The 26,543-nt window shown below is 61.3% G+C and carries 21 protein-coding genes; 5 read left to right on the plus strand and 16 right to left on the minus strand.

Annotated elements, in window-relative coordinates; genetic code table 11:
• The first annotated feature begins 388 nt into the window (after positions 1-388).
• From AC3IX1_RS23375 to AC3IX1_RS23395, 5 genes are all read left to right on the plus strand, one after another.
• Positions 389-1,549, plus strand: coding sequence for an efflux RND transporter periplasmic adaptor subunit (locus AC3IX1_RS23375; RefSeq protein WP_489385987.1), 1,161 nt, complete (start codon positions 389-391; stop codon positions 1,547-1,549).
• On the plus strand, positions 1,546-4,647 hold the full coding sequence (locus tag AC3IX1_RS23380) for a multidrug efflux RND transporter permease subunit (RefSeq protein ID WP_489385988.1): 3,102 nt from the start codon (positions 1,546-1,548) through the stop codon (positions 4,645-4,647). Before AC3IX1_RS23375 ends, AC3IX1_RS23380 begins: the two co-directional genes overlap by 4 nt.
• A gap of 8 nt (positions 4,648-4,655) precedes the next feature.
• Positions 4,656-5,333, plus strand: a complete 678-nt coding sequence (locus tag AC3IX1_RS23385) for a heavy metal response regulator transcription factor (protein ID WP_489385989.1) — start codon at positions 4,656-4,658, stop codon at positions 5,331-5,333.
• On the plus strand, positions 5,323-6,687 hold the full coding sequence (locus tag AC3IX1_RS23390; protein ID WP_489385990.1) for a heavy metal sensor histidine kinase: 1,365 nt from the start codon (positions 5,323-5,325) through the stop codon (positions 6,685-6,687). The genes AC3IX1_RS23385 and AC3IX1_RS23390 overlap by 11 nt, the downstream gene beginning before the upstream one ends.
• A gap of 278 nt (positions 6,688-6,965) precedes the next feature.
• Positions 6,966-8,468, plus strand: coding sequence for a diguanylate cyclase (locus AC3IX1_RS23395; protein WP_489385991.1), 1,503 nt, complete (start codon positions 6,966-6,968; stop codon positions 8,466-8,468).
• A gap of 173 nt (positions 8,469-8,641) precedes the next feature.
• Here AC3IX1_RS23395 and lpxC read toward each other — a convergent pair whose 3' ends face one another.
• From lpxC to mraZ, 16 genes are all read right to left on the minus strand, one after another.
• Positions 8,642-9,553, minus strand: a complete 912-nt coding sequence (gene lpxC, locus AC3IX1_RS23400; protein ID WP_007916984.1) for a UDP-3-O-acyl-N-acetylglucosamine deacetylase — start codon at positions 9,551-9,553, stop codon at positions 8,642-8,644.
• 112 nt (positions 9,554-9,665) lie between these two features.
• Entirely contained in the window at positions 9,666-10,859 is a 1,194-nt protein-coding gene (gene ftsZ, locus AC3IX1_RS23405; RefSeq protein WP_489385992.1) for a cell division protein FtsZ, read from the minus strand.
• 73 nt (positions 10,860-10,932) lie between these two features.
• Entirely contained in the window at positions 10,933-12,192 is a 1,260-nt protein-coding gene (ftsA, locus tag AC3IX1_RS23410) for a cell division protein FtsA (protein WP_007989901.1), read from the minus strand.
• Positions 12,193-12,207: 15 nt separating this feature from the next.
• Positions 12,208-13,077, minus strand: coding sequence for a cell division protein FtsQ/DivIB (locus AC3IX1_RS23415; RefSeq protein WP_489385993.1), 870 nt, complete (start codon positions 13,075-13,077; stop codon positions 12,208-12,210).
• 4 nt (positions 13,078-13,081) lie between these two features.
• A complete protein-coding gene (locus AC3IX1_RS23420; RefSeq protein WP_489385994.1) occupies positions 13,082-14,065 on the minus strand; it encodes a D-alanine--D-alanine ligase in 984 nt (327 codons plus the stop codon).
• Positions 14,062-15,522: a UDP-N-acetylmuramate--L-alanine ligase gene (murC, locus tag AC3IX1_RS23425; RefSeq protein WP_489385995.1), complete on the minus strand. Its 1,461-nt coding sequence runs from the start codon at positions 15,520-15,522 to the stop codon at positions 14,062-14,064. The genes AC3IX1_RS23420 and murC overlap by 4 nt, the downstream gene beginning before the upstream one ends.
• The gene (murG, locus tag AC3IX1_RS23430; protein WP_489385996.1) at positions 15,515-16,585 is read right to left on the minus strand and encodes an undecaprenyldiphospho-muramoylpentapeptide beta-N-acetylglucosaminyltransferase; all 1,071 of its coding nucleotides are present in this window, start codon (positions 16,583-16,585) and stop codon (positions 15,515-15,517) included. The genes murC and murG overlap by 8 nt, the downstream gene beginning before the upstream one ends.
• Positions 16,575-17,792, minus strand: coding sequence for a putative lipid II flippase FtsW (gene ftsW / locus AC3IX1_RS23435; protein ID WP_489385997.1), 1,218 nt, complete (start codon positions 17,790-17,792; stop codon positions 16,575-16,577). The genes murG and ftsW overlap by 11 nt, the downstream gene beginning before the upstream one ends.
• Positions 17,789-19,135: a UDP-N-acetylmuramoyl-L-alanine--D-glutamate ligase gene (gene murD, locus AC3IX1_RS23440; RefSeq protein WP_489385998.1), complete on the minus strand. Its 1,347-nt coding sequence runs from the start codon at positions 19,133-19,135 to the stop codon at positions 17,789-17,791. Before murD ends, ftsW begins: the two co-directional genes overlap by 4 nt.
• A gap of 6 nt (positions 19,136-19,141) precedes the next feature.
• Positions 19,142-20,224: a phospho-N-acetylmuramoyl-pentapeptide-transferase gene (gene mraY, locus AC3IX1_RS23445; protein WP_008045924.1), complete on the minus strand. Its 1,083-nt coding sequence runs from the start codon at positions 20,222-20,224 to the stop codon at positions 19,142-19,144.
• Positions 20,224-21,591, minus strand: coding sequence for a UDP-N-acetylmuramoyl-tripeptide--D-alanyl-D-alanine ligase (locus tag AC3IX1_RS23450; protein WP_489385999.1), 1,368 nt, complete (start codon positions 21,589-21,591; stop codon positions 20,224-20,226). The genes mraY and AC3IX1_RS23450 overlap by 1 nt, the downstream gene beginning before the upstream one ends.
• The gene (locus tag AC3IX1_RS23455) at positions 21,584-23,047 is read right to left on the minus strand and encodes a UDP-N-acetylmuramoyl-L-alanyl-D-glutamate--2,6-diaminopimelate ligase (protein ID WP_489386000.1); all 1,464 of its coding nucleotides are present in this window, start codon (positions 23,045-23,047) and stop codon (positions 21,584-21,586) included. Before AC3IX1_RS23455 ends, AC3IX1_RS23450 begins: the two co-directional genes overlap by 8 nt.
• Positions 23,047-24,786, minus strand: a complete 1,740-nt coding sequence (locus AC3IX1_RS23460; protein ID WP_489388778.1) for a peptidoglycan D,D-transpeptidase FtsI family protein — start codon at positions 24,784-24,786, stop codon at positions 23,047-23,049. Before AC3IX1_RS23460 ends, AC3IX1_RS23455 begins: the two co-directional genes overlap by 1 nt.
• Positions 24,786-25,079, minus strand: a complete 294-nt coding sequence (gene ftsL / locus AC3IX1_RS23465) for a cell division protein FtsL (RefSeq protein WP_056726225.1) — start codon at positions 25,077-25,079, stop codon at positions 24,786-24,788. Before ftsL ends, AC3IX1_RS23460 begins: the two co-directional genes overlap by 1 nt.
• Positions 25,076-26,023: a 16S rRNA (cytosine(1402)-N(4))-methyltransferase RsmH gene (gene rsmH / locus AC3IX1_RS23470; RefSeq protein ID WP_007972589.1), complete on the minus strand. Its 948-nt coding sequence runs from the start codon at positions 26,021-26,023 to the stop codon at positions 25,076-25,078. Before rsmH ends, ftsL begins: the two co-directional genes overlap by 4 nt.
• A complete protein-coding gene (mraZ, locus tag AC3IX1_RS23475; protein ID WP_007917012.1) occupies positions 26,020-26,475 on the minus strand; it encodes a division/cell wall cluster transcriptional repressor MraZ in 456 nt (151 codons plus the stop codon). Before mraZ ends, rsmH begins: the two co-directional genes overlap by 4 nt.
• Positions 26,476-26,543: the final 68 nt, after the last annotated feature.

A 26,543-nucleotide genomic window follows, 5' to 3' on the forward strand; every position in this document is an offset into this window, starting at 1 on the left:
CGCGCAGCGCCGTTCGACGCAGTCGAACTCATTGCATGTAGGTCGAAGCGAAGCCGACCGGAGGGCAATGCCCCCGGATGAATGCCGGAGCGAAGGAACGCCGAGCCCCAGCGAGGTGCCGGACGTTCGGGGCGAGCGCTTTTTTTGCTTACTTTTTTTGAGGCGCTTGTTAAAAAAAGTGAGTCGCCGTCAGGGCGAAACCATAAGCCGCCGTTACCAAAGAAACGGATATGTACACGGCCAACCAACAACATGGTCGGCCCAGAGGCCGCCAAGCCCCAGCCAAACTGACAGCGCCGTCAGTTAGCAGTCACCCTCCTGACCACCAAACAGGTTTATAAAGGAAACTACCCTTCGACCAAAAACCCAGCCCCGGCGCCCCACTCGCATGCGAATCCAGAAAAAGCCCGCCCTGCTCGTCGCCCTTCTGATCGTCCTGGCAGCGCTGAGCCTGTGGTACGCCAACAAACCGGCCAAGGCCAAACTCGCCACCCCCACCGCCATCCCGGTGCGCGTAGTCGCCGTCGCCGAAAAAGACGTGCCGCGCTACGTCAGCGGCATCGGTTCGGTGCTGTCCCTGCACAGCGTCGTGGTCCGCCCGCAAATCGACGGCATTCTCACCAAAATCATGGTCAAGGAAGGCCAACTGGTGAAAAAAGACGACCTGCTGGCCACCATCGACGACCGCTCGATCCGTGCCAGCCTCGACCAGGCCCGGGCACAACTCGGCGAAAGCCAGGCGCAGCTGCAAGTGGCGCTGGTCAACCTTAAACGCTACAAACTGCTGAGCGTTGACGACGGCGTTTCCAAGCAGACCTACGACCAGCAACAGGCGCTGGTGAACCAACTCAAAGCCACCGCCCAAGGCAATCAGGCTTCAATCGACGCAGCTCAGGTACAACTTTCCTACACACAGATTCGTTCCCCAGTGACCGGTCGCGTCGGCATTCGCACCGTGGATGAAGGCAACTTCCTGCGCATGACCGACACCCAAGGCCTGTTCACGGTGACCCAGATCGACCCGATCGCTGTGGAATTCTCCCTGCCGCAGCAAATGCTGCCGACCCTGCAAGGCCTGATCAACGACCCACAGCACGCCCGGGTCAAGGCCTACATCGGGGCCGACACCGACGGCGAAACCGGCAACCTACTCGGCGAAGGTCACCTGACCCTGATCGACAACCAGATCAACGCCAACACCGGCACCATCCGCGCCAAAGCCGAATTCGACAACGACGCACAGAAACTCTGGCCGGGCCTTCTGGTGACAGTGAAAATTCAGACAGCACTGGATAAAGATGCACTGGTCGTACCGCCCAACGTCGTACAGCGCGGCCTCGATCAACATTACGTCTACCGGCTCAAGGGCGACAAAGTCGAAACCGTACCCGTGCAGATGGTCTATCAGGACAGCGGCCTGAACATCATCAAAGGCGTGCAGGCTGGCGATCAACTGGTCAGCGATGGCCAATCGCGTCTCAAGCCCGGTTCGGTGGTACAGGTGCTGACCGAGCCGCCGCAAGTGGTACAATCGGAGCCGACGCCATGAAGGGCCACGGCTCGATCTCGGCCTGGTGCATCGATCACCCGGTCGCCACCATTCTGCTGACATTTGCCTTGGTGCTGCTGGGCGCGATTGCCTTCCCGCGCCTGCCGATTGCACCGCTGCCGGAAGCGGAATTCCCGACCATCCAGGTCGCGGCACAATTGCCCGGTGCCAGCCCGGAAACCATGGCGTCCTCGGTGGCCACGCCCCTGGAAGTGCAATTCAGCGCGATACCCGGCGTGACCCAGATGACGTCGAGCAGTGCACTGGGCTCGACCAACCTGACCCTGCAATTCACCCTCGACAAGAGCATCGACACCGCGGCCCAGGAAGTCCAGGCAGCGATCAACACCGCTGCCGGCAAACTGCCCAAGGACATGCCGAACCTGCCGACCTGGCGCAAGGTCAACCCGGCCGACAGCCCGGTGCTGATCCTCAGCGTCAACTCCTCGCTGATGCCTGGCCCTGAGCTCAGCGACCTGACGGAAACCCTGTTGTCCCGTCAGCTCAGTCAGGTCGACGGTGTAGGCCAGGTCGTCATCACCGGTCAGCAGCGTCCGGCGATTCGCGTCCAGGTGTCCGCCGACAAACTCGCCGCCATCGGCCTGACCCTCGCGGACATTCGCCTGGCGATCCAGCAGACCAGCCTCAACCTGGCCAAAGGGGCGCTGTACGGCGAATCGAGCATTTCAACCCTGTCGACCAACGACCAGTTGTTCCACCCAGACGAATACAGCCAGTTGATCGTTTCCTACAAGGACGGTGCCCCGGTTCACCTCAAGGATGTCGCGAAAGTCGTCAACGGTTCGGAAGATGCCTACGTTCAGGCGTGGGCGGGTTCGCAACCGGGCGTGAACCTTGTGATTTTCCGCCAGCCAGGCGCCAACATCGTCGAGACAGTGGACCGCATCCAGGCCGCCTTGCCGGCACTGGAAGCGATGCTCCCCGCCTCGGTGCAGGTCAAGACGCTGATCGACCGCACCCAGACCATCCGTGCCTCGCTGCATGAAGTGGAAATCACCCTGCTGATTGCAATCATGTTGGTAGTGGCGGTGATGGCGCTGTTCCTGCGCCAACTGTCGGCCACGCTGATCGTGTCGGCAGTGCTCGGTGTGTCGCTGATCGCCAGCTTTGCGCTGATGTACGTCATGGGCTTCAGCCTGAACAACCTCACGCTGGTGGCGATCGTGGTTGCCGTGGGCTTTGTGGTGGACGATGCGATCGTGGTGGTGGAGAACATCCACCGACATCTCGAGGCCGGTGACGGCATGCGCGAGGCGGCGATCAAAGGGGCCGGAGAGATCGGATTTACCGTGGTGTCGATCAGTTTCTCGCTGGTGGCGGCGTTCATTCCGCTGCTGTTCATGGGCGGTGTGGTCGGCCGGCTGTTCAAGGAGTTCGCCCTGACCGCCACCTCCACCATCTTGATTTCGGTAGTGGTTTCACTGACGTTGGCACCGACCCTCGCTGCGCTGTTCATGCGCGCGCCAGCGCATCATGCCCACGACAAGCCGGGGTTCGGTGAGCGCCTGTTGGCGTGGTACGAAAAAGGCCTGCGCCATGCCCTCGCCCACCAGAAATTGATGATCGGCGTGTTCGCTTTGTCGCTGGGGCTGGCCGTCGCCGGTTACATCTTCATTCCTAAAGGTTTCTTCCCGATTCAGGACACTGGCTTCGTCCTCGGCACCACCGAAGCAGCTGCGGACATTTCCTACGGCGATATGGTGAAAAAACACCTGGCGATGGCCGAAATCGTTGCCGCCGACCCCGCTGTCGAAACCTTCTCGCACTCAGTCGGCGTCTCGGGCAGCAACCAGACCATTGCCAACGGCCGCTTCTGGATCACCCTGAAAAAACGCGGGGATCGCGACGTCTCGGCCAGCCAGTTCATTGACCGGATTCGCCCGCAACTGATGAAAGTCCCGGGCATCGTCCTGTACCTGCGTGCAGGGCAAGACATCAACCTCAGCTCAGGCCCGAGCCGTGCCCAGTACCAATACGTACTCAAGAGCAACGACGGCGGCACACTCAGCACCTGGACCCAGCGCCTGACGGAAAAACTGCGCGCCAACCCGGCGTTCCGCGACATTTCCAACGACCTGCAACTGGGCGGCAGCATTACCCACATCAGCATCGACCGCAGCGCCGCGGCACGTTTCGGCCTCACCGCCAGCGACGTCGACGAAGCACTGTACGATGCCTTCGGCCAGCGCCAGGTCAATGAATTCCAGACCCAGGTCAACCAGTACAACGTGATCCTGGAACTGGACACCAAACAGCGCGGCAAGGCCGAAAGCCTCAACTATTTCTACCTGCGCTCGCCACTGAGCGGGGAAATGGTGCCGTTGTCGGCCCTTGCCCGCTTCGATGCGCCGACCATCGGCCCGCTGTCCATCGCCCATGACGGGATGTTCCCCGCCGCCAACCTGTCGTTCAACCTCGCCCCCGGCGTGGCGTTGGGCGATGCAGTGATCATGCTCAACCAGGCCAAGGCCGACATCGGCATGCCGACCGCCATCAGCGGCAATTTCCAGGGCGCGGCCCAGGCGTTCCAGAGTTCGCTGGCCAGCCAGCCGTGGCTGATCCTGGCGGCGCTGTTAGCGGTGTACATCATTCTCGGCGTGCTCTACGAGAGCTTCGTGCACCCGCTGACGATCATTTCGACTTTGCCTTCGGCGGGCCTCGGCGCGGTGATCATGTTGTGGATCTGCGGCCAGGACTTTTCGATCATGGCGCTGATCGGGCTGGTGTTGCTGATCGGTATCGTGAAAAAGAACGGCATCCTGATGATCGACTTTGCCCTCGAAGCGCAGCGCAATGGCGGGCTGTCGCCTGAAGAAGCGATTTTCAAGGCCTGTATCACGCGGTTCCGGCCGATCATCATGACCACCCTCGCCGCCCTGCTCGGCGCCCTGCCGCTGATGCTCGGCTATGGCACCGGTGCCGAGTTGCGCCAGCCCCTGGGGATCGCGGTGGTCGGAGGTTTGCTGGTGAGCCAGGCGCTGACGCTGTTCACCACGCCGGTCATATATTTGTGGCTGGAGCGGTTATTTCATAGGCCCAAACCTTCGCCCGTACCGGCGCTGGCGACCACAGACTGAGGCGGGTCATGCGCGTTCTGATTATCGAAGACGAAGAAAAAACCGCGGACTATCTGCATTGCGGCCTGACGGAACAGGGTTTCACCGTGGATCTGGCCCGCGATGGTGTGGAAGGTCTGCACCTGGCGCTGGAGAGCGACTACGCGGTGATCGTCCTCGACGTGATGCTGCCGGGCCTCGACGGCTTCGGTGTGTTGCGCGCCTTGCGTGCGCGCAAGCAAACCCCGGTGATCATGCTCACCGCCCGCGAGCGTGTGGAAGATCGCATCAAGGGCCTGCGTGAAGGCGCCGATGACTATCTGGGCAAACCGTTTTCCTTCCTGGAACTGGTGGCACGACTGCAAGCGCTGACCCGCCGTAGCGGCGGCCATGAACCCGTGCAGGTGAGCATCGCCGACCTGTGGATAGATTTGATCAGCCGCAAGGCCACCCGCGCCGGCACACGCCTGGACCTGACCGCCAAGGAGTTCTCGCTGCTCAGCGTGCTGGCCCGGCGCCAGGGTGAAATCCTCTCGAAAACCGCCATTGCCGAAATGGTCTGGGACATCAATTTCGACAGCGACGCCAACGTCGTCGAAGTCGCGATCAAACGCCTGCGGGCCAAGCTTGACGGGCCGTTCGAAGAGAAACTGCTGCACACCATTCGTGGCATGGGTTATGTGCTGGAGAGCCGTGGTGTCCAGTAATTCCATCGCCCTGCGTCTGAGCGGGATGTTCACGCTGGTGGCGCTGCTGGTCTTTCTGTTGATCGGTTGGGCGCTGTACCAGCAGGTCGACAAAGGTCTGGGCCTGTTGCCCGAAGCCGAACTGGATGCGCGCTACAGCGTGCTCGAATCCACGGTCGGCCGTTATGGCACGCCCGAGCACTGGGTGAAGATCAACAACAAGCTCAATCTGCTGAGCGAAGAAGACAAGCGCATCAGTTTCTGGATCATCAGCGGCGATCCACACTACGAATACGGCAACCTGACCCCGCAGGTCCGCGCCTTTGCCCAAGGGCCGCTGGGCACGCGCGACATGCATCTGCCGGATCACCTGTATCCGCTGAAAGTGCTGGTCAGCGAATTCCCGGCCAAGGACCAGCGCCCAGCGCTGCGTTTCATGATCGCCATCGACACCGAAACGTTTTTCCATACCCAACATCACCTGCTGGTCGCGCTGATCAGCCTGGCGATTGTCGGTGTGCTGCTGGCCTCGGCACTGGGCTATTGGGTGGCGCGGATCGGGCTCAAGCCGCTGATCAAACTGTCCCAGGAAGCCCAGCGCCTGGCCCCGCCGTTGCGCTCGGGACGCTTGCGATTGTCACCGTTGCCGCCGGAACTCGATCAATTCGTCAGCTCGTTCAACTCGACCCTGGAACGGGTCGAGCAGGCCTACTCGCGTCTTGAGTCATTCAACGCCGATGTCGCCCACGAACTGCGCTCGCCACTGACCAACCTGATCGGCCAGACCCAGGTTGCGTTGACCCGCGGACGCTCCGCGGAGCATTACTTCGAAGTGCTGCAATCGAACCTCGAAGAGCTCGAGCGACTGCGCTCGATCATCAACGACATGCTGTTCCTCGCCAGCGCCGATCAGGGCAGCAAGGCGACCAAACTCACCTCGACCTCGCTGGCCGATGAGGTGGCAACGACCCTGGAATATCTGGACTTCATTCTCGAAGACGCTCAGGTCCAGGTCCAGGTCAGTGGTGACGCGCAAGTGCGGATCGAGATCGCCCATCTGCGCCGGGCGTTGATCAACTTGTTGAATAACGCGGTGCAGCACACCGCGCCCGGGCAGGTGATTCAAGTACGGATCGAAGCCCAGGAGCATCAAGTCAGCATCGGCGTCGCCAACCCCGGTTCGCCGATTGCCAGCGAACATCTGCCGCGCCTGTTCGAACGCTTCTACCGGGTCGATGCGTCGCGCAGCAACAGCGGCCACAATCACGGTCTGGGGCTGGCCATCGTCAAGGCGATTGCGCTGATGCATGGCGGGGATGTGTTTGTGCGCAGTGATCATGGGATGAATACGTTCGGCATCCATCTTCCCGTCTGATCCTCTACTTTCCTGAACCACTTCCCCCCTGTGGCGAGCGAGCTTGCTCGCGCTGGGCTGCGAAGCGGCCCTAAAAACCAGTGTTCGCGTTCTTTCAGGCAGTCCAAATTCCTCGGACCTGCGACTGCTGCGAAGCCGAACGGGAGCAAGCTCCCTCGCCACAAAAGCGCATTTCATCAACTGTTGCCGTAACCGCGCTCGAGCAACAGGAAGGATTCACTCGGCTGCTACGTTTATGCAACTACGCTTAGAGCGTCCCTTTAGCAGACGTCAGCCCTATGACCGCAAGCCGCACCGCACATTTTCAAGGCCCGACCGGGCGACCCGAGATCATGGTGATCTTCGGCAGCACCCTGACAGTCATCTCGATCCTGTGCATCGTCACTTTCCTGCTGATCCGCGAACACGCCAACGCCCAGCAGACCGCCACACGCAGCGCGACCACCATCGCGCAGCTGATTGATGCCGATGTCCTGCGCACAGTCGAGCTCTATGACTTGACCTTGCAAGGCCTGATCGCTGCCGCCCAACGGGACGACCTTAAACAGGTTGCACCGCAGATCCGTCATCTGGTGTTGTTCGACCGCTCCACCACCGCACGCTACAAGGGTGACATCCTGCTGCTGGACAAGCACGGCGACGTGCTGGCCGACTCCTCATTGATCGAACCGAAACCGGGCAACTTCGCTGACCGCGATTATTTCCTGGCCCATGCCTTCAATCGCGACACCGGTATGTTTATCAGCCGGCCGTTCAAGCCACGCTGCGACTGCGATGACCGCGACGAATGGCGCATCAGTTTCAGTCGGCGCATTTCATCGCCCACGGGGGAGTTCCTGGGGGTCGCGGTGGCCTCGATGCGCATGAGCTATTTCGATCAGCTGTTCAGCAGCCTCGACATCGGCAACGGCAGTACGCTGGGCATCATCAATGACGACGGGATTCTTCTGGCGCAAAAACCGTACCGGGAACAAAACGCCATCGGCAAAAGCATCTCCAGCCGTCCCAACGTCGTACGCATGCTGCACGAGCGCAGTGGCACCTTTGAAAGCGTGTCGAGTGTCGATCATCAACCGCGCCTGTACACCTTTACCCGAGTCGGCAATCTGCCGCTGACCGTCATCGTGGCCCTTTCCATCGATGAAGTGTTCGCCACCTGGAACCGCACGGCCTATGTGATCAGCGGTGCAACAGGGGTTTTGTGCATCGGCCTGTTGTGGCTGACCTGGCTGCTCTGCCGCGAGCTGCGACGGCGCCAATATGCCGAACAGGAATTGGCGCAACTGGCGGCCACCGATGCCTTGACCGGTGTGGCCAACCGTCGATCCCTTGATCAGACCCTGCGCCATGAATGGTTTCGCGCGCAGCGTAGCGGCAAGCCGTTGTCGTTGCTGATGATCGATGCCGATCACTTCAAGGCCTTCAATGACCGGCACGGGCATCAGGCCGGCGACGAAGCCTTGCGGGCTTTGGCCGAGGTCATCCGCGCCAATGTCCATCGCCCGACGGATCTGGTGGCTCGCTATGGCGGTGAAGAGTTTTCGGTGGTCCTGGCCGAAACTGGCAGTGAAGGCGCGAAGCAGATCGCCGAGCACATCCGCGAGGCGGTGCAGAAACTGCAACTGGTGGACGCCGGTGAGCCGCCGATGAGCGTAAGTATCGGTATTGCCACCTGGACTGCAGCCAGCGATATCAACCTGGAGCAATTGCTGTTCAGCGCGGACAAGGCGCTGTATCAGGCCAAGGAAGGGGGGCGTAACCGGGTGGTGTGCGCCGGCTGATTTTTTTGTTGGGTGGACGGACGTCATCGCGAGCAGGCTCGCTCCTACAAGGGAATGCAATCCACTGTAGGAGCGAGCCTGCTCGCGATGAGGCCAGCCCGGGCACTACAAACTTCGGACATAAAAAAAGGCCACCCGAAGGCAGCCTTTAAAAAACTAGAGAGGTTTTTTGCTTACACCGCCGCAACCGGGCGCATGTAAGAGATTGGTGCGGTGCTGGCGTCTTCGAACGTCACGACTTCCCAGGCATCTGTCTGCTCAATCAACTTGCGCAGCAGCTGGTTGTTCAGTGCGTGGCCGGACTTGAAGCCCTTGAACTCACCAATCAGGCTATTGCCCAGCAGATAGAGGTCGCCAATTGCATCGAGGATCTTGTGCTTCACGAATTCGTCTTCATAGCGAAGGCCGTCTTCGTTCAGTACGCCATCGGCGTCGACCACGATTGCGTTTTCAACGCTGCCGCCGAGTGCGAGGTTGTGCTTGCGCAGGTACTCGATGTCACTCATGAAACCGAAAGTACGGGCGCGGCTGACTTCTTTTACGAACGAAGTGCTGGAAAAATCCACGCTTGCACTTTGGGTGCGGTCCCGGAAAACCGGGTGATCGAAATCGATCTCGAAGCTCACCTTGAACCCTTCGAAAGGGACGAAAGTGGCGCGCTTGTCGCCGTCTTCCACTGTCACTTCACGCAGGATGCGGATGAATTTCTTGGCGGCGTCCTGTTCTTCCAGGCCTGCCGATTGAATCAGGAATACGAAGGGTCCAGCGCTGCCATCCATGATCGGGACTTCGGACGCGGAGAGCTCGACGTAGGCGTTATCGATGCCCAGGCCAGCCATGGCCGAGAGCAAGTGCTCTACCGTGTCCACTTTGACGTCGCCATTGATCAGCGTGGTCGACATAGTGGTTTCACCGACGTTTTCCGCGCGGGCAGGGATCTGCACCACAGGGTCGAGGTCAGCGCGACAAAACACAATGCCAGTGTCGACAGGCGCAGGCTTGAGGGTCAGGTAGACCTTCTCCCCGGAGTGCAGGCCTACACCTGTGGCACGGATAATATTTTTCAGTGTGCGTTGTTTAATCATGGCTTGGGCCGCTTCAGCGCAAATTGCGAACTGGTATCAACAAAGGCTGGCGATGATAGCAGACCGAGCCTTTGCTGAACACCAATCACCTTCATAGCCCTGATACATTCCATCAATCGGCCTGACGACGCAGGAAAGCCGGGATGTCCAGGTAGTCCAGGTCATCTTGCGGATTCATCTTCGCGGCAGTCGCAGCACCGGCCTGGGCCTGGTTGCGCATGACGGTCGGACGGTCCAGGTCACGGTAGTTCACCGCTGGAGCTTCCTGACGAACAGGGGACTGTTGTTGTGGCTGTGCAGACATCGAAGTATGGACGGTGTTGTCGATGACCTTCACAGGCTTCTCGATTTTAGCGCCCAGGCCGGTGGCAACGACAGTCACGTGCAGCTCGTCGCGCATGTCCGGATCGATAACGGTACCGACCTTGACCATCGCGTGCTCGGAAGCGAAGGCTTCGATGATGCTACCCACGTCGGAGTACTCACCCAGGGACAGGTCAGGACCGGCAGTGATGTTCACCAGGATGCCGCGTGCGCCTTGCAGGTTCACGTCTTCGAGCAGCGGATTGCGGATGGCCGCTTCGGTCGCTTCACGTGCACGGTTCGGACCGCTGGCGCAGCCAGTGCCCATCATCGCCATGCCCATTTCGCTCATCACGGTACGCACGTCGGCGAAGTCGACGTTGATCATGCCCGGACGCTTGATGATGTCGGAGATACCGCGAACGGCACCGGCCAGTACATCGTCAGCCTTGGCGAAAGCCGACAGCAGGCTGGCGTCTTTACCGAGGATGGTCAGCAGCTTCTCGTTGGGAATGGTGATCAACGAGTCGACGCTTTCAGACAGCAGACGGATGCCTTCGTCGGCGATCTGCATGCGCTTACGACCTTCGAACGGGAACGGACGAGTCACGACCGCAACGGTCAAGATGCCCATTTCCTTGGCCACTTCGGCAATGATCGGCGCAGCACCGGTACCGGTACCTCCGCCCATGCCAGTGGTGATGAACACCATGTTGGTGCCCTGCAGGACTTCGGCAATGCGCTCACGGTCTTCGAGAGCGGCCTGACGACCTACTTCAGGGTTGGCGCCAGCGCCCAGGCCCTTGGTCACACCGGTACCCAGTTGCAGGATGGTCCGCGCGCCGATGGATTTCAGCGCCTGGGCATCAGTGTTGGCGCAGATGAACTCAACGCCTTCAATGTTGCTCTTGACCATGTGGTTGACAGCGTTGCCGCCGCCACCGCCGACACCGATAACTTTGATTACCGGGCTTGCGGGGATGTTGTCTACGAGTTCGAACATTTTCCCTCTCCTTTCAATTCTCTAGTTTTTTCGCCTACTGCGTGCTTCGGTATAACGGTATTGCGGTAAATCTTCAGAAATTGCCCTGGACCCACTTCTTCAGGCGGTCCAGCAGCGGAGCCTGTGGCTCTTCGTTGCTGTAGCTGTCGCGGCTGCCGATGCCCGAGAACGAGATGCCGTCGGACTGTTTCTGCAGGCCGTACATCAACAGGCCGACGCCAGTGGAATAGATCGGGTTGCGCACTACGTCATCCAGACCTTTCACGCCATGAGGCACGCCCAGGCGCACCGGCATGTGGAAAATTTCCTCAGCCAGTTCGGTAGCGCCTTCCATCTTCGACGTACCACCGGTCAGCACGATGCCGGCCGGGATCAGGTCTTCGTAGCCGCTGCGGCGCAGTTCGGCCTGGATCAGCGTGAACAGTTCGTCGTAGCGCGGCTCGACCACTTCGGCCAGGGCCTGGCGGGACAGTTCGCGCGGCGGACGGTCGCCGACGCTTGGCACCTTGATGGTTTCACCGGCACCGGCCAGTTTGGCCAGGGCGCAGGCGTAGCGGATCTTGATTTCTTCGGCGTACTGGGTCGGAGTGCGCAACGCCATGGCGATGTCGTTGGTCACCTGGTCACCGGCAATCGGGATCACCGCGGTGTGACGGATCGCGCCTTCGGTGAAGATCGCGATGTCAGTGGTACCGCCACCGATGTCCACCAGGCACACGCCCAGTTCTTTCTCGTCATCGGTCAGTACCGAGTACGCGGAAGCCAGTTGCTCGAGAATGATGTCGTCGATTTCCAGACCGCAGCGGCGCACGCATTTTTCAATGTTCTGTGCAGCGTTGACGGCGCAGGTGACCACGTGGACCTTGGCTTCCAGACGCACGCCGGACATGCCCAGCGGTTCGCGGACGCCTTCCTGGTTATCGATCACGTAATCCTGCGGCAGGGTGTGCAGCACGCGCTGGTCAGCCGGGATCGCCACTGCCTGGGCGGCGTCGAGCACACGCTCGAGGTCCGCCGAGCTGACTTCGCGATCACGAATCGCCACGATGCCGTGGGAGTTCAGGCTGCGGATGTGATTGCCGGCCACACCGACGAACGCCGAGTGAATGCGGCAACCAGCCATCAGCTGCGCTTCTTCGATGGCGCGCTGGATCGATTGCACGGTGGATTCGATGTTCACCACCACGCCTTTTTTCAGGCCACGGGACGGATGGGTACCGATCCCGACGATTTCCAGCGTGCCGTCGTCCGCGACCTCGCCCACCAGCGCCACCACCTTGGAGGTGCCGATATCGAGACCGACGATCATTTTGCCGCTTTGCACGTTTGCCATGGGTCCTGCCTCTTCTTAATTCTTCGCGACAGCGGGTTGGGCTGCCGTGGGCGCTACAGGTTCCCGCCAGCCAACAGCGAGGCCGTTGGCGTAGCGCAGATCGATGCGCGCAATGTTCGTAATCTGTTCTTTGAGCGTCTTGTCATAGATGGCGATGAAACGGCGCATCTTTTCCACCTGGTTGCCGCGTCCCAGCAGCAGTTCGATCCCGGGACCCGCGCTGCCGGGGCCGGTGGTCAGGAACCAGCTGCCGCGATCACGCAGTTCCAGGCGTGCAATCGAGAAGCCCAGCGGCCTGAGCATCTGGCTCAGCACCTGGTATTGCTGCATCACTTGCTGCGGGGCCCGCTGTGGGCCGAACAGCTGTGGCAGGTGTTCATAGTTCGCCAGTTCGCGCGGGGTGAAGGCCTGGCCCTGGTTGTTCAACAGCGACTCGTCGCCCCATCGGGCCACCGGCAGTTGTTCTTCCAGGCGGATCACCACTTGATCCGGCCACACCCGGCGCACTTCGGCGTGGGCAATCCATGGCATCGTTTCAAGCTCGGTGCGCATGCTCGCCAGGTCGATGGTGAAGAAGCTCGACGCCACGTACGGGGCGATCCGCTGCTGCACCGCTTGCTGGCTGATGTAGCTCAGGTCGCCCTGCACGTTGATCCTGGTGATCGGCCGGTCGGCATACGGCAACAACCGTGTCGCGCCTTCGTAAGTACCGAACCCCAACGCCACCAGCAGTACCGGCCAGAACAACGCTTTGAGAAAACCGAAGTTGGCTTTCGGCAGGCGCGCGGACATCGGCTCTTTGGCCACCATTCGGCTGGCACCCCGCGGTACCGGCTTGCGGCCGGTCGGTGCGGAAGGCTGATGTCTGAGCTGAGCGCCTTGCATGGCCTTAACCTCTCGTCGACTCTTGGTTACCGGCAGCATTGCCGGCAACGCTCTCGGCCAGAATGGCCAGGACCAGTTGTTGGAAATCCAGACCGGCGGCACGGGCCGCCATCGGCACCAGGCTGTGATCGGTCATGCCCGGTGCGGTGTTGACTTCCAGGAACCAGAACTGCCCTTCGGCGTCCTGCATCACGTCTGCCCTGCCCCAACCGGCGATACCCAGCGCTTCACAGGCTTTCGCCGTGAGGTCCATGAGTTCCTTTTCCTTGGCGCTGTCCAGACCGCACGGAATGCGGTACTGGGTATCGTTGGCGATGTACTTGGCGTCGTAGTCGTAGAAGCTGTGCGTCGTGCCCAGGGCAATCGGTGGCAACACCTGGTCACGCAGGGTGGCGATGGTGAACTCCGGACCGTGAATCCATTGCTCGACCAAGACTTGCGAATCGTAGGTACTGGCCGCTTTCCATGCGTCGATCAATTCGGACGCAGAACTCACTTTGGCCATACCGATACTTGAACCTTCATGGGCCGGTTTGACGATCAAAGGGAAGCCCAGTTCCGTCGCCGCAGAAATACAATCGGCCTCGCTGCTCAGTACCGCGTGACGTGGCGTCGGAATGCCCAGGCTGTGCCAGACCTGCTTGGTGCGCAGTTTGTCCATCGCCAGGGCCGAAGCCAGGATGCCGCTGCCGGTGTACGGAATGCCCAGGCATTCGAGCAGGCCCTGCATGCTGCCGTCTTCACCGCCACGGCCGTGGAGGATGATGAAGGCGCGGTCGATCTTTTCGCTCTGCAGACGCTGCAGCAGGTCATCGCCCACGTCGAGGCCGAACGCGTCCACACCGGCGCTTTGCAGTGCATCCAGAACGGCGTTACCCGACTTCAGGGACACTTCGCGCTCGGCGCTCTTGCCGCCGAACAGCACGGCGACGCGGCCGAAGTCTTTCGGCGCGATCGTGGAGACCAGGTTGGCGTAGGCAGCACTCATTTCAACTTCCCCTTCTCCGGCGCGGCAACGGCACCGGCGAACAACTCGCTTTTCAACAGTTTTGGTGCGAGACCGCCGACATCGCCGGCGCCCTGGCACAGCAGGATGTCGCCGGCGCGCAGCAGCGGCTTGACCACTGGTGCGAGGTCGACACCACGCTCGATGTAGATCGGGTCAAGCTGGCCACGCTGACGGATGCTGTTGCACAGCTTGCGGCTGTCGGCCCCCGGGACCGGCTCTTCGCCGGCCGGATAGACTTCCATCAGCAGCAGTACGTTGGCGTCGGCCAGTACATTGACGAAATCGTCGTACAGGTCGCGGGTGCGGCTGTAACGGTGCGGCTGGTAGACCATCACCAGGCGGCGCTCCGGCCAGCCGCCGCGTACGGCCTTGATCACGGCCGCGACTTCCGTCGGGTGGTGACCGTAGTCATCGACCAGCATCACATTGCCGCCGTCCACCGGCAGTTCGCCGTAGACCTGAAAGCGTCGGCCGACACCCTGGAACCCGGACAGGCCCTGGACGATGGCTTCATCGCTGACGCCTTCGTCGGTGGCGATGCAGATGGTCGCCAGTGCGTTCAATACATTGTGGTTGCCCGGCATGTTGACCGAAACATCCAGCGGCTCGCGGTCAGGACGCAACACGGTGAAGAAGGTCTGCATGCCTTGCTGGCGCACGTTGATGGCACGCACGTCGCAGTCTTCGCCGAAACCATAGGTGACCGTCGGGCGTTTGACCTGCGGGAGGATTTCACGCACCACCGGATCGTCCAGGCACACCACCGCCAGACCGTAGAACGGCAGGTTGTGGAGGAATTCGACGAAGGTTTTCTTCAGCTTGTTGAAGTCACCGTCGTAGGTCGCCATGTGATCGGCGTCGATGTTGGTGACCACGGCCACCAGCGGCTGCAAGTGCAGGAAGCTGGCGTCGCTTTCGTCGGCTTCGGCGATCAGGTAGCGGCTGGTGCCGAGCTGGGCATTGGTGCCCGCGGCATTCAGGCGTCCACCAATGACGAATGTCGGGTCCAGGCCACCGGCGGCGAACACCGAAGCGATCAGGCTGGTGGTGGTGGTTTTGCCGTGGGTACCGGCAACGGCGATGCCGTGGCGATAACGCATCAGCTCAGCCAGCATTTCTGCGCGTGGCACAACCGGGATACGGCGTTCCAGCGCGGTAGCGACTTCCGGGTTGGACGTGTTCACGGCGCTCGACACCACCAGCACGTCAGCAGCGGCGGCGTTCTCGGCGCGATGGCCGATGAAGATCTGCGCCCCGAAGGACTCCAGACGCTCGGTCACCGGCGAAGCCTTCAGGTCAGAGCCGGACACGGCATAACCCAGGTTCAGCAGCACTTCGGCAATCCCGCACATGCCCACGCCGCCGATACCGACGAAGTGGATGCGGCGGATGCGGCGCATTTCCGGTTGCGGCATGGCTTTCTGACTCTCAACCATGGGCCACCTCCAGGCAGCTATCGACCACGTTACGGGTGGCATCGGGTTTGGCCAGGCGGCGTGCCGCGCTAGCCATTTCGTTGAGTCGTTGTGGTTGCATCAGGACCTCTGTCAGGCGAGCGGCAAGATCCGCTGCGCCAGTCGTTCTTTGTGGCATCAGGAAGGCTGCGCCTTCACGGGCCAAATATTCGGCGTTGCGGGTCTGGTGATCGTCGATGGCATGAGGCAAAGGCACCAGCATCGAGGGCAGACCGGCGGCGGCCAGTTCACTGATGGTCAGCGCGCCTGCGCGACATACCACCAGGTCGGCCCAGCTGTAGGCTTGGGCCATGTCTTTGATGAAAGGCTGCACCTGCGCCTCGACGCCAGCCGCGCGATAGCGCTCTGCAGTCACTTCATCGTGGTTTTTGCCGGCCTGATGGAACACTTCCGGACGCAGATCGGCAGCGACTTGCGACAGGGCTTCAGGCAGCAACTTGTTCAACGGCTCTGCGCCCAGGCTTCCGCCCAGGATCAGCAAACGCGCCTTGCGACCGGCCAGGGCAGGTCGCGATGTCTCGAGGAACAGCTCGGTGCGCACCGGATTACCGGTGGTCCGGCGGCTGTCCGACAGGGTAAAGGTGTCGGGGAACGCTTCACAGACTCGGGCGGCCAACGGCACCAGCAACCGATTGGCGGTACCGGCCACGGCGTTCTGTTCGTGAACGATCACCGGCACGCCGGCCAGTTTTGCCGCAACGCCACCAGGACCGGTCACAAAGCCACCAAATCCCACGACACAGACCGGTTGCAGACGGCGAATGATCGCCCGCGCCTGCCAGACCGACTTGAACAGCATGAACGGTGCCTTGAGCAGGGACAATTTGCCCTTGCCCCGCAGACCGCTGGCGTTGATCCGATGCAGCTCGATACCGGCCGCCGGCACCAGATCGTTCTCGATCCCACGCGGAGTGCCGAGCCAGTGCACGGTATAGCCGCGCGCCTGGAATTCGCGGGCACAGGCCAGCGCCGGGAACACGTGGCCACCAGTGCCGCCGGCCATGATCATGACGTTAGCGCCCATGGTTCGGCTCCTCGGCGAAGTCGCTCTCATGGAACTCCATCTCTTCACTGCCCAGGTGGGTTCGACTCTCCCACTCGATGCGCAGCAACAAGCCGAGACAGGCGCAGCAGATCACCAACGAACTACCGCCATAACTGAGGAACGGCAGGGTCAGACCCTTGGTCGGCAGCAGGCCGACGTTCACGCCGATGTTGATCAGGAATTGACCGATCCACAGGAACGACAGACCGTATGCCACGTAAGCCGCGAAAAATTGCTTGGCCTTTTCAGCCCACAAACCGATGTACATGCCACGAATACACACGAAGACGAACAGTGCCACGGTGCACAACGAACCCACCGCACCCAGCTCTTCGGCCAGGACCGAGAACACGAAGTCGGTGTGGGCTTCCGGCAGGTAGAACTGTTTCTGCACGCTGTTGCCCAGGCCGACGCCCAGCCATTCGCCGCGACCGAAGGCGATCAAGGCCTGGGACAGCTGATAGCCGGCGCCGAACTGGTCGGCCCACGGGTCGGCAAAGTTGGTCAGGCGCGCCATTCGATACGGCTGCATCTGAATCAACAGCACCACCGCGCCGACGGCCAGGACCACCATCAGGGAAAAACGGAACAGCCCGACCCCGCCAAGGAACAGCATCGCCGCCGCCGCCCCCATCATCACCACGGTGGCACCGAAGTCCGGCTCCATCAGCAGCAGGCCCGCCATCGGCAGCAGCACGATGAACGGCTTGAAGAAGCCCATCCAGCTTTCGCGCACTTCTTTCTGGCGACGCACCAGATAACCGGCGAGGTAGATCACCACGAACACCTTGGCGATCTCGGAAGGCTGGACGTTGAAGAAACTGAAGCCGATCCAGCGCATCGAGCCGTTAACCTCACGGCCGATCCCCGGAATGATCACCATCACCAGCAAGCCGAACGCCCCCAGCAGCATCAGCCAGCCCAGGCGTTGCCAGGTGGCGATCGGGATCATCATGGTGACGATGCAGGCCCCCAGGCCCAGCACCGCATAAATAAGGTGGCGAATCATGTAATACAGGGCACTGCCCGACTGCACGGCCGCCACTTCGGTCGATGCCGAGGCGATCATGATCAGCCCCAGGCCGAGCAGCGTCAGGCAACCGGCGAGCATCGGGAAGTCGAGGTCGATGCCGCGCCCGGTGATCAGTGGCGATGGATACGGCTTGATGATGTTCATCAGACTCATGCCAGATCCTCCACGGCTTGGACGAACTGGTGACCACGGTCTTCGTAGTTCTTGAACATGTCGAAACTGGCGCAAGCTGGCGACAGCAGCACCACATCACCCGGCTGGGCTGCGGCACGGCATTGCTCGACGGCTTCGACCAGGGAGCCGGCGCGGATCAGCGGTACGGCATCACCGATGGCCTCGCCGATCTTGTCGGAATCGCGGCCCATCAGAACCACGGCGCGGCAGTTGGCCGCCACCGGATCGCGCAGGTCCTTGAACTCGGCACCCTTGCCGTCGCCACCGGCGATCAGCACGACCTTGCCGTCGATGTCCGCGCCCAGGCCTTCGATGGCCGCCAGTGCGGCACCGACGTTGGTGGCCTTGGAATCGTTGTAGTAGCCCACGCCGTCGAGGTCGCGGACCCATTGGCAGCGATGCTCGAGACCGGCGAAGGTGCGCAGGCTCGACAACATGGCATCGAACGGCAGGCCAATCGCATGGCCCAGTGCCAGGGCCGCCAGGGCGTTGGACTGATTGTGGGCGCCACGAATCTTCAATTCGCGCACCGGCATCAGGTTCTGGAATTCGAAGGCCAGGTATTTCTCGCCGCCGTCTTCACGGATACCGAAGGCCTTGAAATCGGGTTTGCTCAGGCCGAAGGTCCAGCACGGCTGGCCCTCGCCCATCAACGGACGACTCAAAGCGTCCTGGCGATTGACCACGAACTGCCTGGCGCCCCGGAAGATCCGGTGCTTGGCCAGGTGATAGGCCGGCAGACCGCTGTAACGGTCCATGTGGTCTTCGCTGATGTTGAGCACGGTCGCCACTTCGGCGTTGAGCTGATCGGTGGTTTCCAGCTGGAAACTCGACAGTTCCATCACGTACAAATCGATGTCGTCGCTGAGCAAGTCCAACGCCGGGGTACCGAGATTGCCACCGACGGCAACTCGTTTGCCGGCCGCCGCCGCCATCTCGCCGACCAGCGTGGTCACGGTACTTTTCGCGTTGGAACCGCTGATGGCCACGATCGGCGCCTTCGCGTTCCGCGCGAACAGCTCGATGTCGCCGGACAGCTTCACGCCACGGGCGGCGGCAGCCTGCAGGGCCGGGGTCGCCAGCGCCAGGCCGGGGCTCACGTAGAGCTCGTCGGCACGGCACAGGAATTCGACGTCCAGCTCGCCACAACGCACTTCCACGTGCGGATAGTCACGCTTGAGCGTGGCCAGTTCCGGTGGATTTTCCCGCGTATCGGCCACGGCAAACGCCACGCCCCGATTCGCCAGGAAGCGAACCAGGGACATGCCGCTCTTGCCGAGGCCGACAACGATGCGGAAGTGGTCAGAAGCGATCAGAGACACGAGTTTCTACCTCAGCTTCAGGGTGGCAAGGCCGACCAGCACGAGAATCACGGTGATGATCCAGAAACGGACGATCACACGCGGCTCGGGCCAGCCCTTGAGTTCAAAGTGGTGGTGAATCGGTGCCATGCGGAATACACGGCGACCGGTCAGTTTAAAAGAGGCGACCTGAATGACGACTGACAGGGTTTCCATCACGAACACGCCGCCCATGATGAACAGGACGATTTCCTGACGGACGATCACCGCAATGGTGCCCAGGGCCGCGCCCAGCGCCAGTGCGCCGACGTCACCCATGAAAACTTGTGCCGGATAGGTGTTGAACCAGAGGAAGCCCAGGCCGGCTCCGATCAGTGCACCACAGAACACGATCAACTCGCCTGCGCCCGGTACGTAAGGAATCAGCAGGTATTCGGCGAACTTCACGTTACCCGACAGGTAGCAGAAAATGCCCAGGCCACCGCCGACCATCACGGTCGGCATGATCGCCAGGCCGTCGAGGCCGTCGGTCAGGTTGACCGCGTTGCTCGAGCCGACGATCACAAAGTAGGTCAGGACGATGAAACCGGCGCCCAGCGGAATGCTGTAGTCCTTGAGCATCGGCAGGATCAGCGTGGTTTCCACCGGCGTGGCGGCAGTCATATAAAGGAAGACCGCCGCGCCCAGACCGAACACCGACTGCCAGAAATACTTCCAGCGGCTTGGCAGCCCGCGGGAGTTTTTCTCGATGACCTTGCGGTAGTCGTCGACCCAGCCGATGGCGCCGAACAGCAGGGTCACCAGCAACACGACCCAGACGTAACGGTTGCTCAGGTCAGCCCACAGCAGGGTGCTGACACCGATGGACGACAGAATCAGCGCGCCGCCCATGGTCGGTGTACCCGACTTGGACAGGTGCGACTGCGGGCCGTCGTTGCGAACGGATTGACCGATCTGACGGTTCTGCAACGTACGGATCATCCATGGGCCATAGCACAGTGACAAGACCAGCGCGGTCAGTACACCGAGAATCCCGCGCAGGGTCAGGTACTGGAAGACCGCGAAGCCTTTGTAGAACTGTTGCAGATACTCCGCTAGCAGCAGCAGCATTAATGTTTCTCCAGACTGGACCCGCACAAGGCGGCGACGACGTTTTCCATCGCAGCGCTGCGCGACCCCTTGATCAAAATGGTGGTGTTTGTATCTTGCTCGGCGCCCAGGGCCTTGATCAGCTCAGCCTGCGTGCTGAAGTGAAAAGCCTGTGGACCGAATGCGTTCACGGCGTGAGCCATCATTGGCCCGACGGCGTACAGCGCAGAAACCTTGCCACAGGCGTACTCGCCCACGTCGCGGTGCCCCTGCTCCGCCCATTCGCCCAACTCGCCGATATCCCCGAGCACCAGGACGGTGCGACCGGAAAAGCCGGCCAGTATATCAACAGCAGCGCACATGGAGGTGGGGTTGGCGTTGTAAGTGTCATCGATCACGCGCATGCCGTTGCTGGCCAGTTGCGCGACGGTGCGCCCCTTGACCGGTTGCACCGCGCCGAGGCCGGTGGCGATGCCGAACAGCGACACACCCAAGGCATGAGCGGCGGCGGCGGCGGCCATGGCATTGGCGACGTTATGGGTGCCGAGCAGGTTCAGTTGAACGCGCTCCACACCTTCAGGGCTGTGCAGGTTGAACGCCGGGCAACCACGAGCATCAGTGGCCAGGTCACTGGCGTAGAAATCGGCGCTGGAATTGCTCAACGCAAACGTCAGCACTTTGCGATCACCGGCGCGGGCCTTCCAGATACCGAATGCCTTGTCGTCGAGATTGAGAACGGCGACGCCATCGGCATCCAGCCCTTCGATGATCTCGCCCTTGGCTTCGACGATTTTTTCCGGACCGCCGAACTCGCCGACATGGGCGGTCCCGGCATTGTTGAGAATGGCCACGTGCGGCCTGGTCAGGCCGACGGTGTAGGCAATTTCGCCCAGACGCGAAGCACCCAGTTCGATCACGGCAGCGCTGTGTTCCGGCGCCAGTTCGAGCAAAGTCAGTGGCACGCCGAGGTCGTTGTTCAGGTTGCCACGGGTGGCCAGCACTGCACCGCGCGTACGCAGGATGCTCGCAAGCATCTCCTTGACCGTGGTCTTGCCGCTGGAACCGGTGATGGCCGCGACCGGATGGGTGTAGGCGGCACGATTCAGCGCGCCCAACTGACCCAGGGCCTGGCGAGTGTCGCTGACCAGCAACTGCGGCAGCGTGCTGCCGGCGACTTCACGCTCGACCAGCGCAGCCACGGCGCCCTTGGCGGCGACTTCATTCAGATAGTCATGACCGTCAAAACGCGGACCGGTCAGGGCAATGAACAGTTGGCCCGGCTTGATCGCGCGGCTGTCGATGCTGACGCCGTCGAAGCTGGCATCGGCGGAAACCAGGCGAGCATTCAGCGCACCGGTCAGTTCACTCAGTTTCAAGGCCTTAAGCATGGGCCACCTCCCACACGGTCAAGGCGTGATCGGCCTCGACCAGATCGGAAAAGGCATGGCGCTCGCCGTTGATTTCCTGATAGTCCTCGTGACCTTTACCGGCCAGGACAATCACGTCATCCACCGAGGCACTGGCGATCAGGCGGGCAATCGCCTGACCACGACCGGCAACGAATTCCACTTTATCCACAGCCGTGAAACCGGCGCGGATGTCATCGAAAATCACTGCAGGGTCTTCAGTACGCGGGTTGTCGTCGGTGACCAGCACGCCATCGGCCAGGCGCTCGACCACTTCGGCCATCAACGGACGCTTGCCGCGATCGCGGTCGCCGCCACAGCCGAACAGGCACAGCAACCGGCCCTTGGCGTGTGGACGCAGGGCCAGCAGTACTTTTTCCAGGGCATCCGGGGTGTGGGCGTAATCGACCACCACCAGCGGCTGCGAACCTCCGCCGAGACGCTGCATGCGACCGGCAGGACCTTCAAGCTTCGGCAACACCTTGAGGATTTCGTCCAGGGCGTAATCCAGACCGAGCAACGCGCCGACCGCCGCCAGGACATTGCTCAGGTTGAAGCGACCGAGCAAGGTGCTGCGCAAGTGGTGCTCGCCCTGTGGCGTGACCAGCGTGGCGCGCACGCCTTCGTCGTCGAATTGCGCCTGGCGGCAGTACAGATAGGCGCTGGAATCTTCCAGGCTATAGGTGATCAGCCGCGACTCGCACTTGTCGGCGGCCAGTTGCCGACCAAACCCGTCGTCGAGGTTGACCACGCGGCATTTCAAATCATTCCAGGCAAACAGCCTGGACTTGGCTTCGCCGTAAGCCTGCATGGTGCCGTGGTAATCCAGGTGATCGCGGGACAGGTTAGTCATCACCGCCACATCGAACGCCAGTGCAGTCACACGGCCCTGATCCAGGCCATGGGAAGAAACTTCCATCGCCACGGCTTTGGCGCCGGCCTTTTTCAGGTCCGCCAGGGTCGCTTGCACGGCAATCGGATTCGGCGTGGTGTGCAGGCCGCTTTCCAGCGCGCCATAGAAACCGGAACCGAGTGTGCCAACCAGGCCGCAGTGCTGGCCGAGCAGGTCCAGTGCCTGGGCGACCAATTGAGTCACGCTGGTCTTGCCGTTGGTACCGGTCACGCCCACCAGGTTCAGGTGATGGCTCGGCTCGCCATAAAAACGCCCGGCGATGTCCGACAGCTGAGCCGCCAGACCTTTGACCGGAATCAGCGGCACTTCAGTGATCGGCAGGACCGTGGCGCCTTCTACTTCATAGGCCACCGCGGCAGCACCGCGCTGCAAGGCGTCGGCAATATGCGCGCGCCCATCGAATTTCCCGCCCGGCACGGCGAGGAACAGATCGCCCGCGCGCACTTTGCGGCTGTCCAGGGCGAGTTCACGAATCAGCAGATCGTGGCCGGCGTGAGGGAAAATCTTGTTCAGGCTCAGAGACATCAGCCGCGCCCTCCATTGGCTTTCAGCGGAACGACCGGTGTTGCGTTCGCTTGTTGAGTAGGTGGCAGGTTGTCCGGCGTAATGTTCATCAGGCGCAGGGTGCCCGACATCACGCGGCTGAACACCGGCGCGGAAACCAGGCCACCGAAGTAACCGGCCTTGGTCGGCTCGTCAATTACGACCACTATGGCGTAACGCGGATCGCTCATCGGGCCGAAACCGGCGAACAGCGAACGGTAGGAGTTCTCGGCGTAACCCTTGGTGCCAACCGAGGTTTTACGCGCAGTACCCGACTTGCCGCCCACGTGATACGCCGGCACCTGCGCACGGAACACACCGCGCGGGGCTTCAATCACTTGTTGCAGCATGCCTTGCATGGTTTTTGCGACCGCCTCCGGCAGCACCTGAGTGGTTTGCGGTGCCTTGTCGGTCTTGATCAGTGTCAGCGGTGCGAGGCGACCGTTGTTGGCCAAGGCCGAGAAGGCGTGGACCAACTGGATCGCGGTCACGGAGATACCGTAGCCATAGGACAGCGTGGCGGTTTCTGCCTTGCGCCATTCGCGGTAGTTCGGCAGGTTGCCGACGCGCTCGCCCGGGAAGCCCAGGCCGGTGTCTTGGCCAAGGCCGACTTTCTGCGCCAGACGGAAAATGGTTTCGCCGCCGATATCGAACGCGACCTTGCTCATGCCGACGTTACTGGAGTTGATCAGGATGCCGGTCAAGTCGAGCACCGGACCTTCGGTCTTCGATACGTCCTTGATGGTGTACTTGCCAATCTGCAAGGAGCCCGGATACACCTCGACGGTGTCGCTCGGTTTCCAGCGGCCGGTTTCGATCGCGGCGCTCATCGAGATCGCTTTCATGGTCGAGCCTGGCTCGAACACGTCGATCATCGCGCGGTTACGCATCATCGCCGGCTGCAGGTTGCGGCGGTTGTTCGGGTTGTAGGTCGGCTGGTTGACCATCGCGAGAATCTCGCCGGTCTTCACGTCCATGATCACCAGGCTGCCGGCCTTGGCGCCGTTCTCGATGATCGCGTTGCGCAATTCGCGGTTGGCCAGGTATTGCAGGCGCAGGTCAATGGACAACGCCAAGGGCTTTCCGGCCTTGGCGTTTTTGGTGACTTGCACATCCTTGATCAGCCGGCCGCGCCGGTCCTTGATCACCTGACGTTTGCCAGGGACCCCGGCCAGCCATTCGTCGTAGGCCAGTTCGACGCCTTCACGACCGTGATCGTCAATGTCGGTAAACCCGACCATATGAGCAGTGACTTCGCCGGCAGGATAAAACCGCCGGAACTCCTCGATGCCATAGACACCCGGCACTTTCAGATCGAGCACAGCCTGGCCCTGCTCCGGGGTCAGCCCGCGCACCAGGTAAATGAACTCTTTGTTGGCCTGGGCTTCGAGACGTTCGGCCAGGGCTTTCGGGTCCTGTCCCAAGGCAGCCGCGAGTGCCGGCCACTTCTCTTTGGCCGTTTGCATTTCCTTGGCATTGGCCCAAAGGGTGGTGACCGGTGTACTCACGGCCAACGGCTCGCCGTTGCGGTCGGTGATCAGACCACGGTGAGCCGGAATTGGAATATGACGAACACTGCGGGCATCGCCCTGGCCTTTAAGGAAGGCACGGTCGACCACTTGCAAATCGATGATGCGCCAGGCAATCGCGGCCACCATGATGCCGAGCAAACCCAGCACCAGACGGAACCGCCACGGGAAGAGCGCGCCTTCGAGTTTCATCATGGCGCCACCATCTTCACGTCAGCGGCACCGGGGATGTGCATTTTCAATTGTTCGGTGGCCAGCACTTCGATACGGCTGTGGGCGGTCCAGGTGCTCTGTTCCAGAATCAACCGGCCCCACTCCGCCTGCGCCTTGTCGCGCACACTCAGTTCGTTGTACAGCGAATTCAATAGCTGACGGTTCCAGTGCGCGCTGTAGGACACGCCGATGGCCGACACGAGCACGCCGACAAACAGCAGCAGCATGAAGAAGCTTCCGCCGGGCAATGGCTTGGCGAAAAGCCTGCTCACCGCAGCTTCTCCGCCACGCGCATGACTGCGCTACGGGAACGTGGGTTGGCTTTGAGTTCGGCGTCGGAGGCCGTCTGCGCTTTGCCATGGACTTTGATTTTCGGTTCGAAGGCGACATGCCGAACCGGCAGGTTGCGCGGCAGGTTGTCGGCTTCGCCTTTGACCAGCTTGCGCATGAACAGTTTGACGATACGGTCTTCCAGCGAATGGAAGCTGATCACCACCAGACGACCGCCCACTTCCAGGCATTCCAGCGCGGCTTCGAGGCCGGTTTCCAGATCACCCAGTTCGTTGTTGACGTGAATACGCAATCCCTGGAACGCGCGGGTTGCAGGGTTCTTGCCCTTTTCCCACGCCGGGTTGGCGACCTTCAGGACTTCCGCCAGGTCACCGGTGCGCTCGAATGGCTTGATGTCGCGGCGCTCGGCCACGGCACGGGCCATGCGGCCGGAGAAACGCTCTTCGCCGTATTCCTTGAACACCCGGGCGATTTCTTCCACGGGAGCGGTATTGACGAATTCGGCGGCGCTGATGCCACGGGACGGATCCATGCGCATGTCCAGCGGACCGTCGTTGAGGAAGCTGAAGCCGCGCTCAGGGTCGTCGAGCTGTGGCGAAGACACGCCCAGATCCAGCAGAACGCCGCTGACCTTGCCGGCCAGACCGCGTTCGGCGACTTCCGAACCGAGCTCGGCAAAGCTGCGCTGCACAACGACAAAGCGGCCGTCTTCGGCCGCTAGCGTCTGCCCGGTGGCAATCGCTTGTGGATCTTTGTCGAATCCGAGCAACCGACCATCGGGACCGAGCTGACTGAGGATCAACCGGCTGTGTCCGCCGCGCCCGAACGTGCCGTCCAGATAGCAGCCATCAGGACGTACGGCGAGAGCCTCGACGGCTTCGTCAAGCAGTACGGTGATGTGGTTAAAGCCGCTATCAATAGTCACAGGATCAAATCACGCAGTTCATCAGGCATCGCGCCCGGTTGTTGAATGGCAGCCAGGTCAGCGGCAGAAACCGCGTTCCAGGCATCCTCGTCCCACAATTGGAACTTGTTCAGTTGGCCTACCAACATCGCGCGCTTATCCAACTTGGCATATTCACGAAGACGCGGCGGAACCAGAAAACGACCACTGCCATCGAGCTCGAGGTCGACGGCATTACCAATCAGTAAACGTTGCAGGCGGCGGTTCTCTTCGCGAAGCGAAGGCAGTGCGCGCAGTTTGGTTTCAATAATTTCCCACTCATCGAGGGGGTAAACACACAAACAAGGATCAACGGCATCAATTGTCACGATCAATTGACCGGAGCTGCGCGAATCGAGCTCGTCACGGTACCGGCTCGGCATTGCGAGACGGCCCTTTGCATCGAGACTGATAGCGTTGGCTCCGCGAAACACGTCGGCGTTTCTCCAAATTCTAGCGTTTTGAGTTCAAAAAACCCACTTCATGCCACTTTCCGCCACTT

The organism is Pseudomonas sp. KH_046_2 (assembly GCF_057838985.1).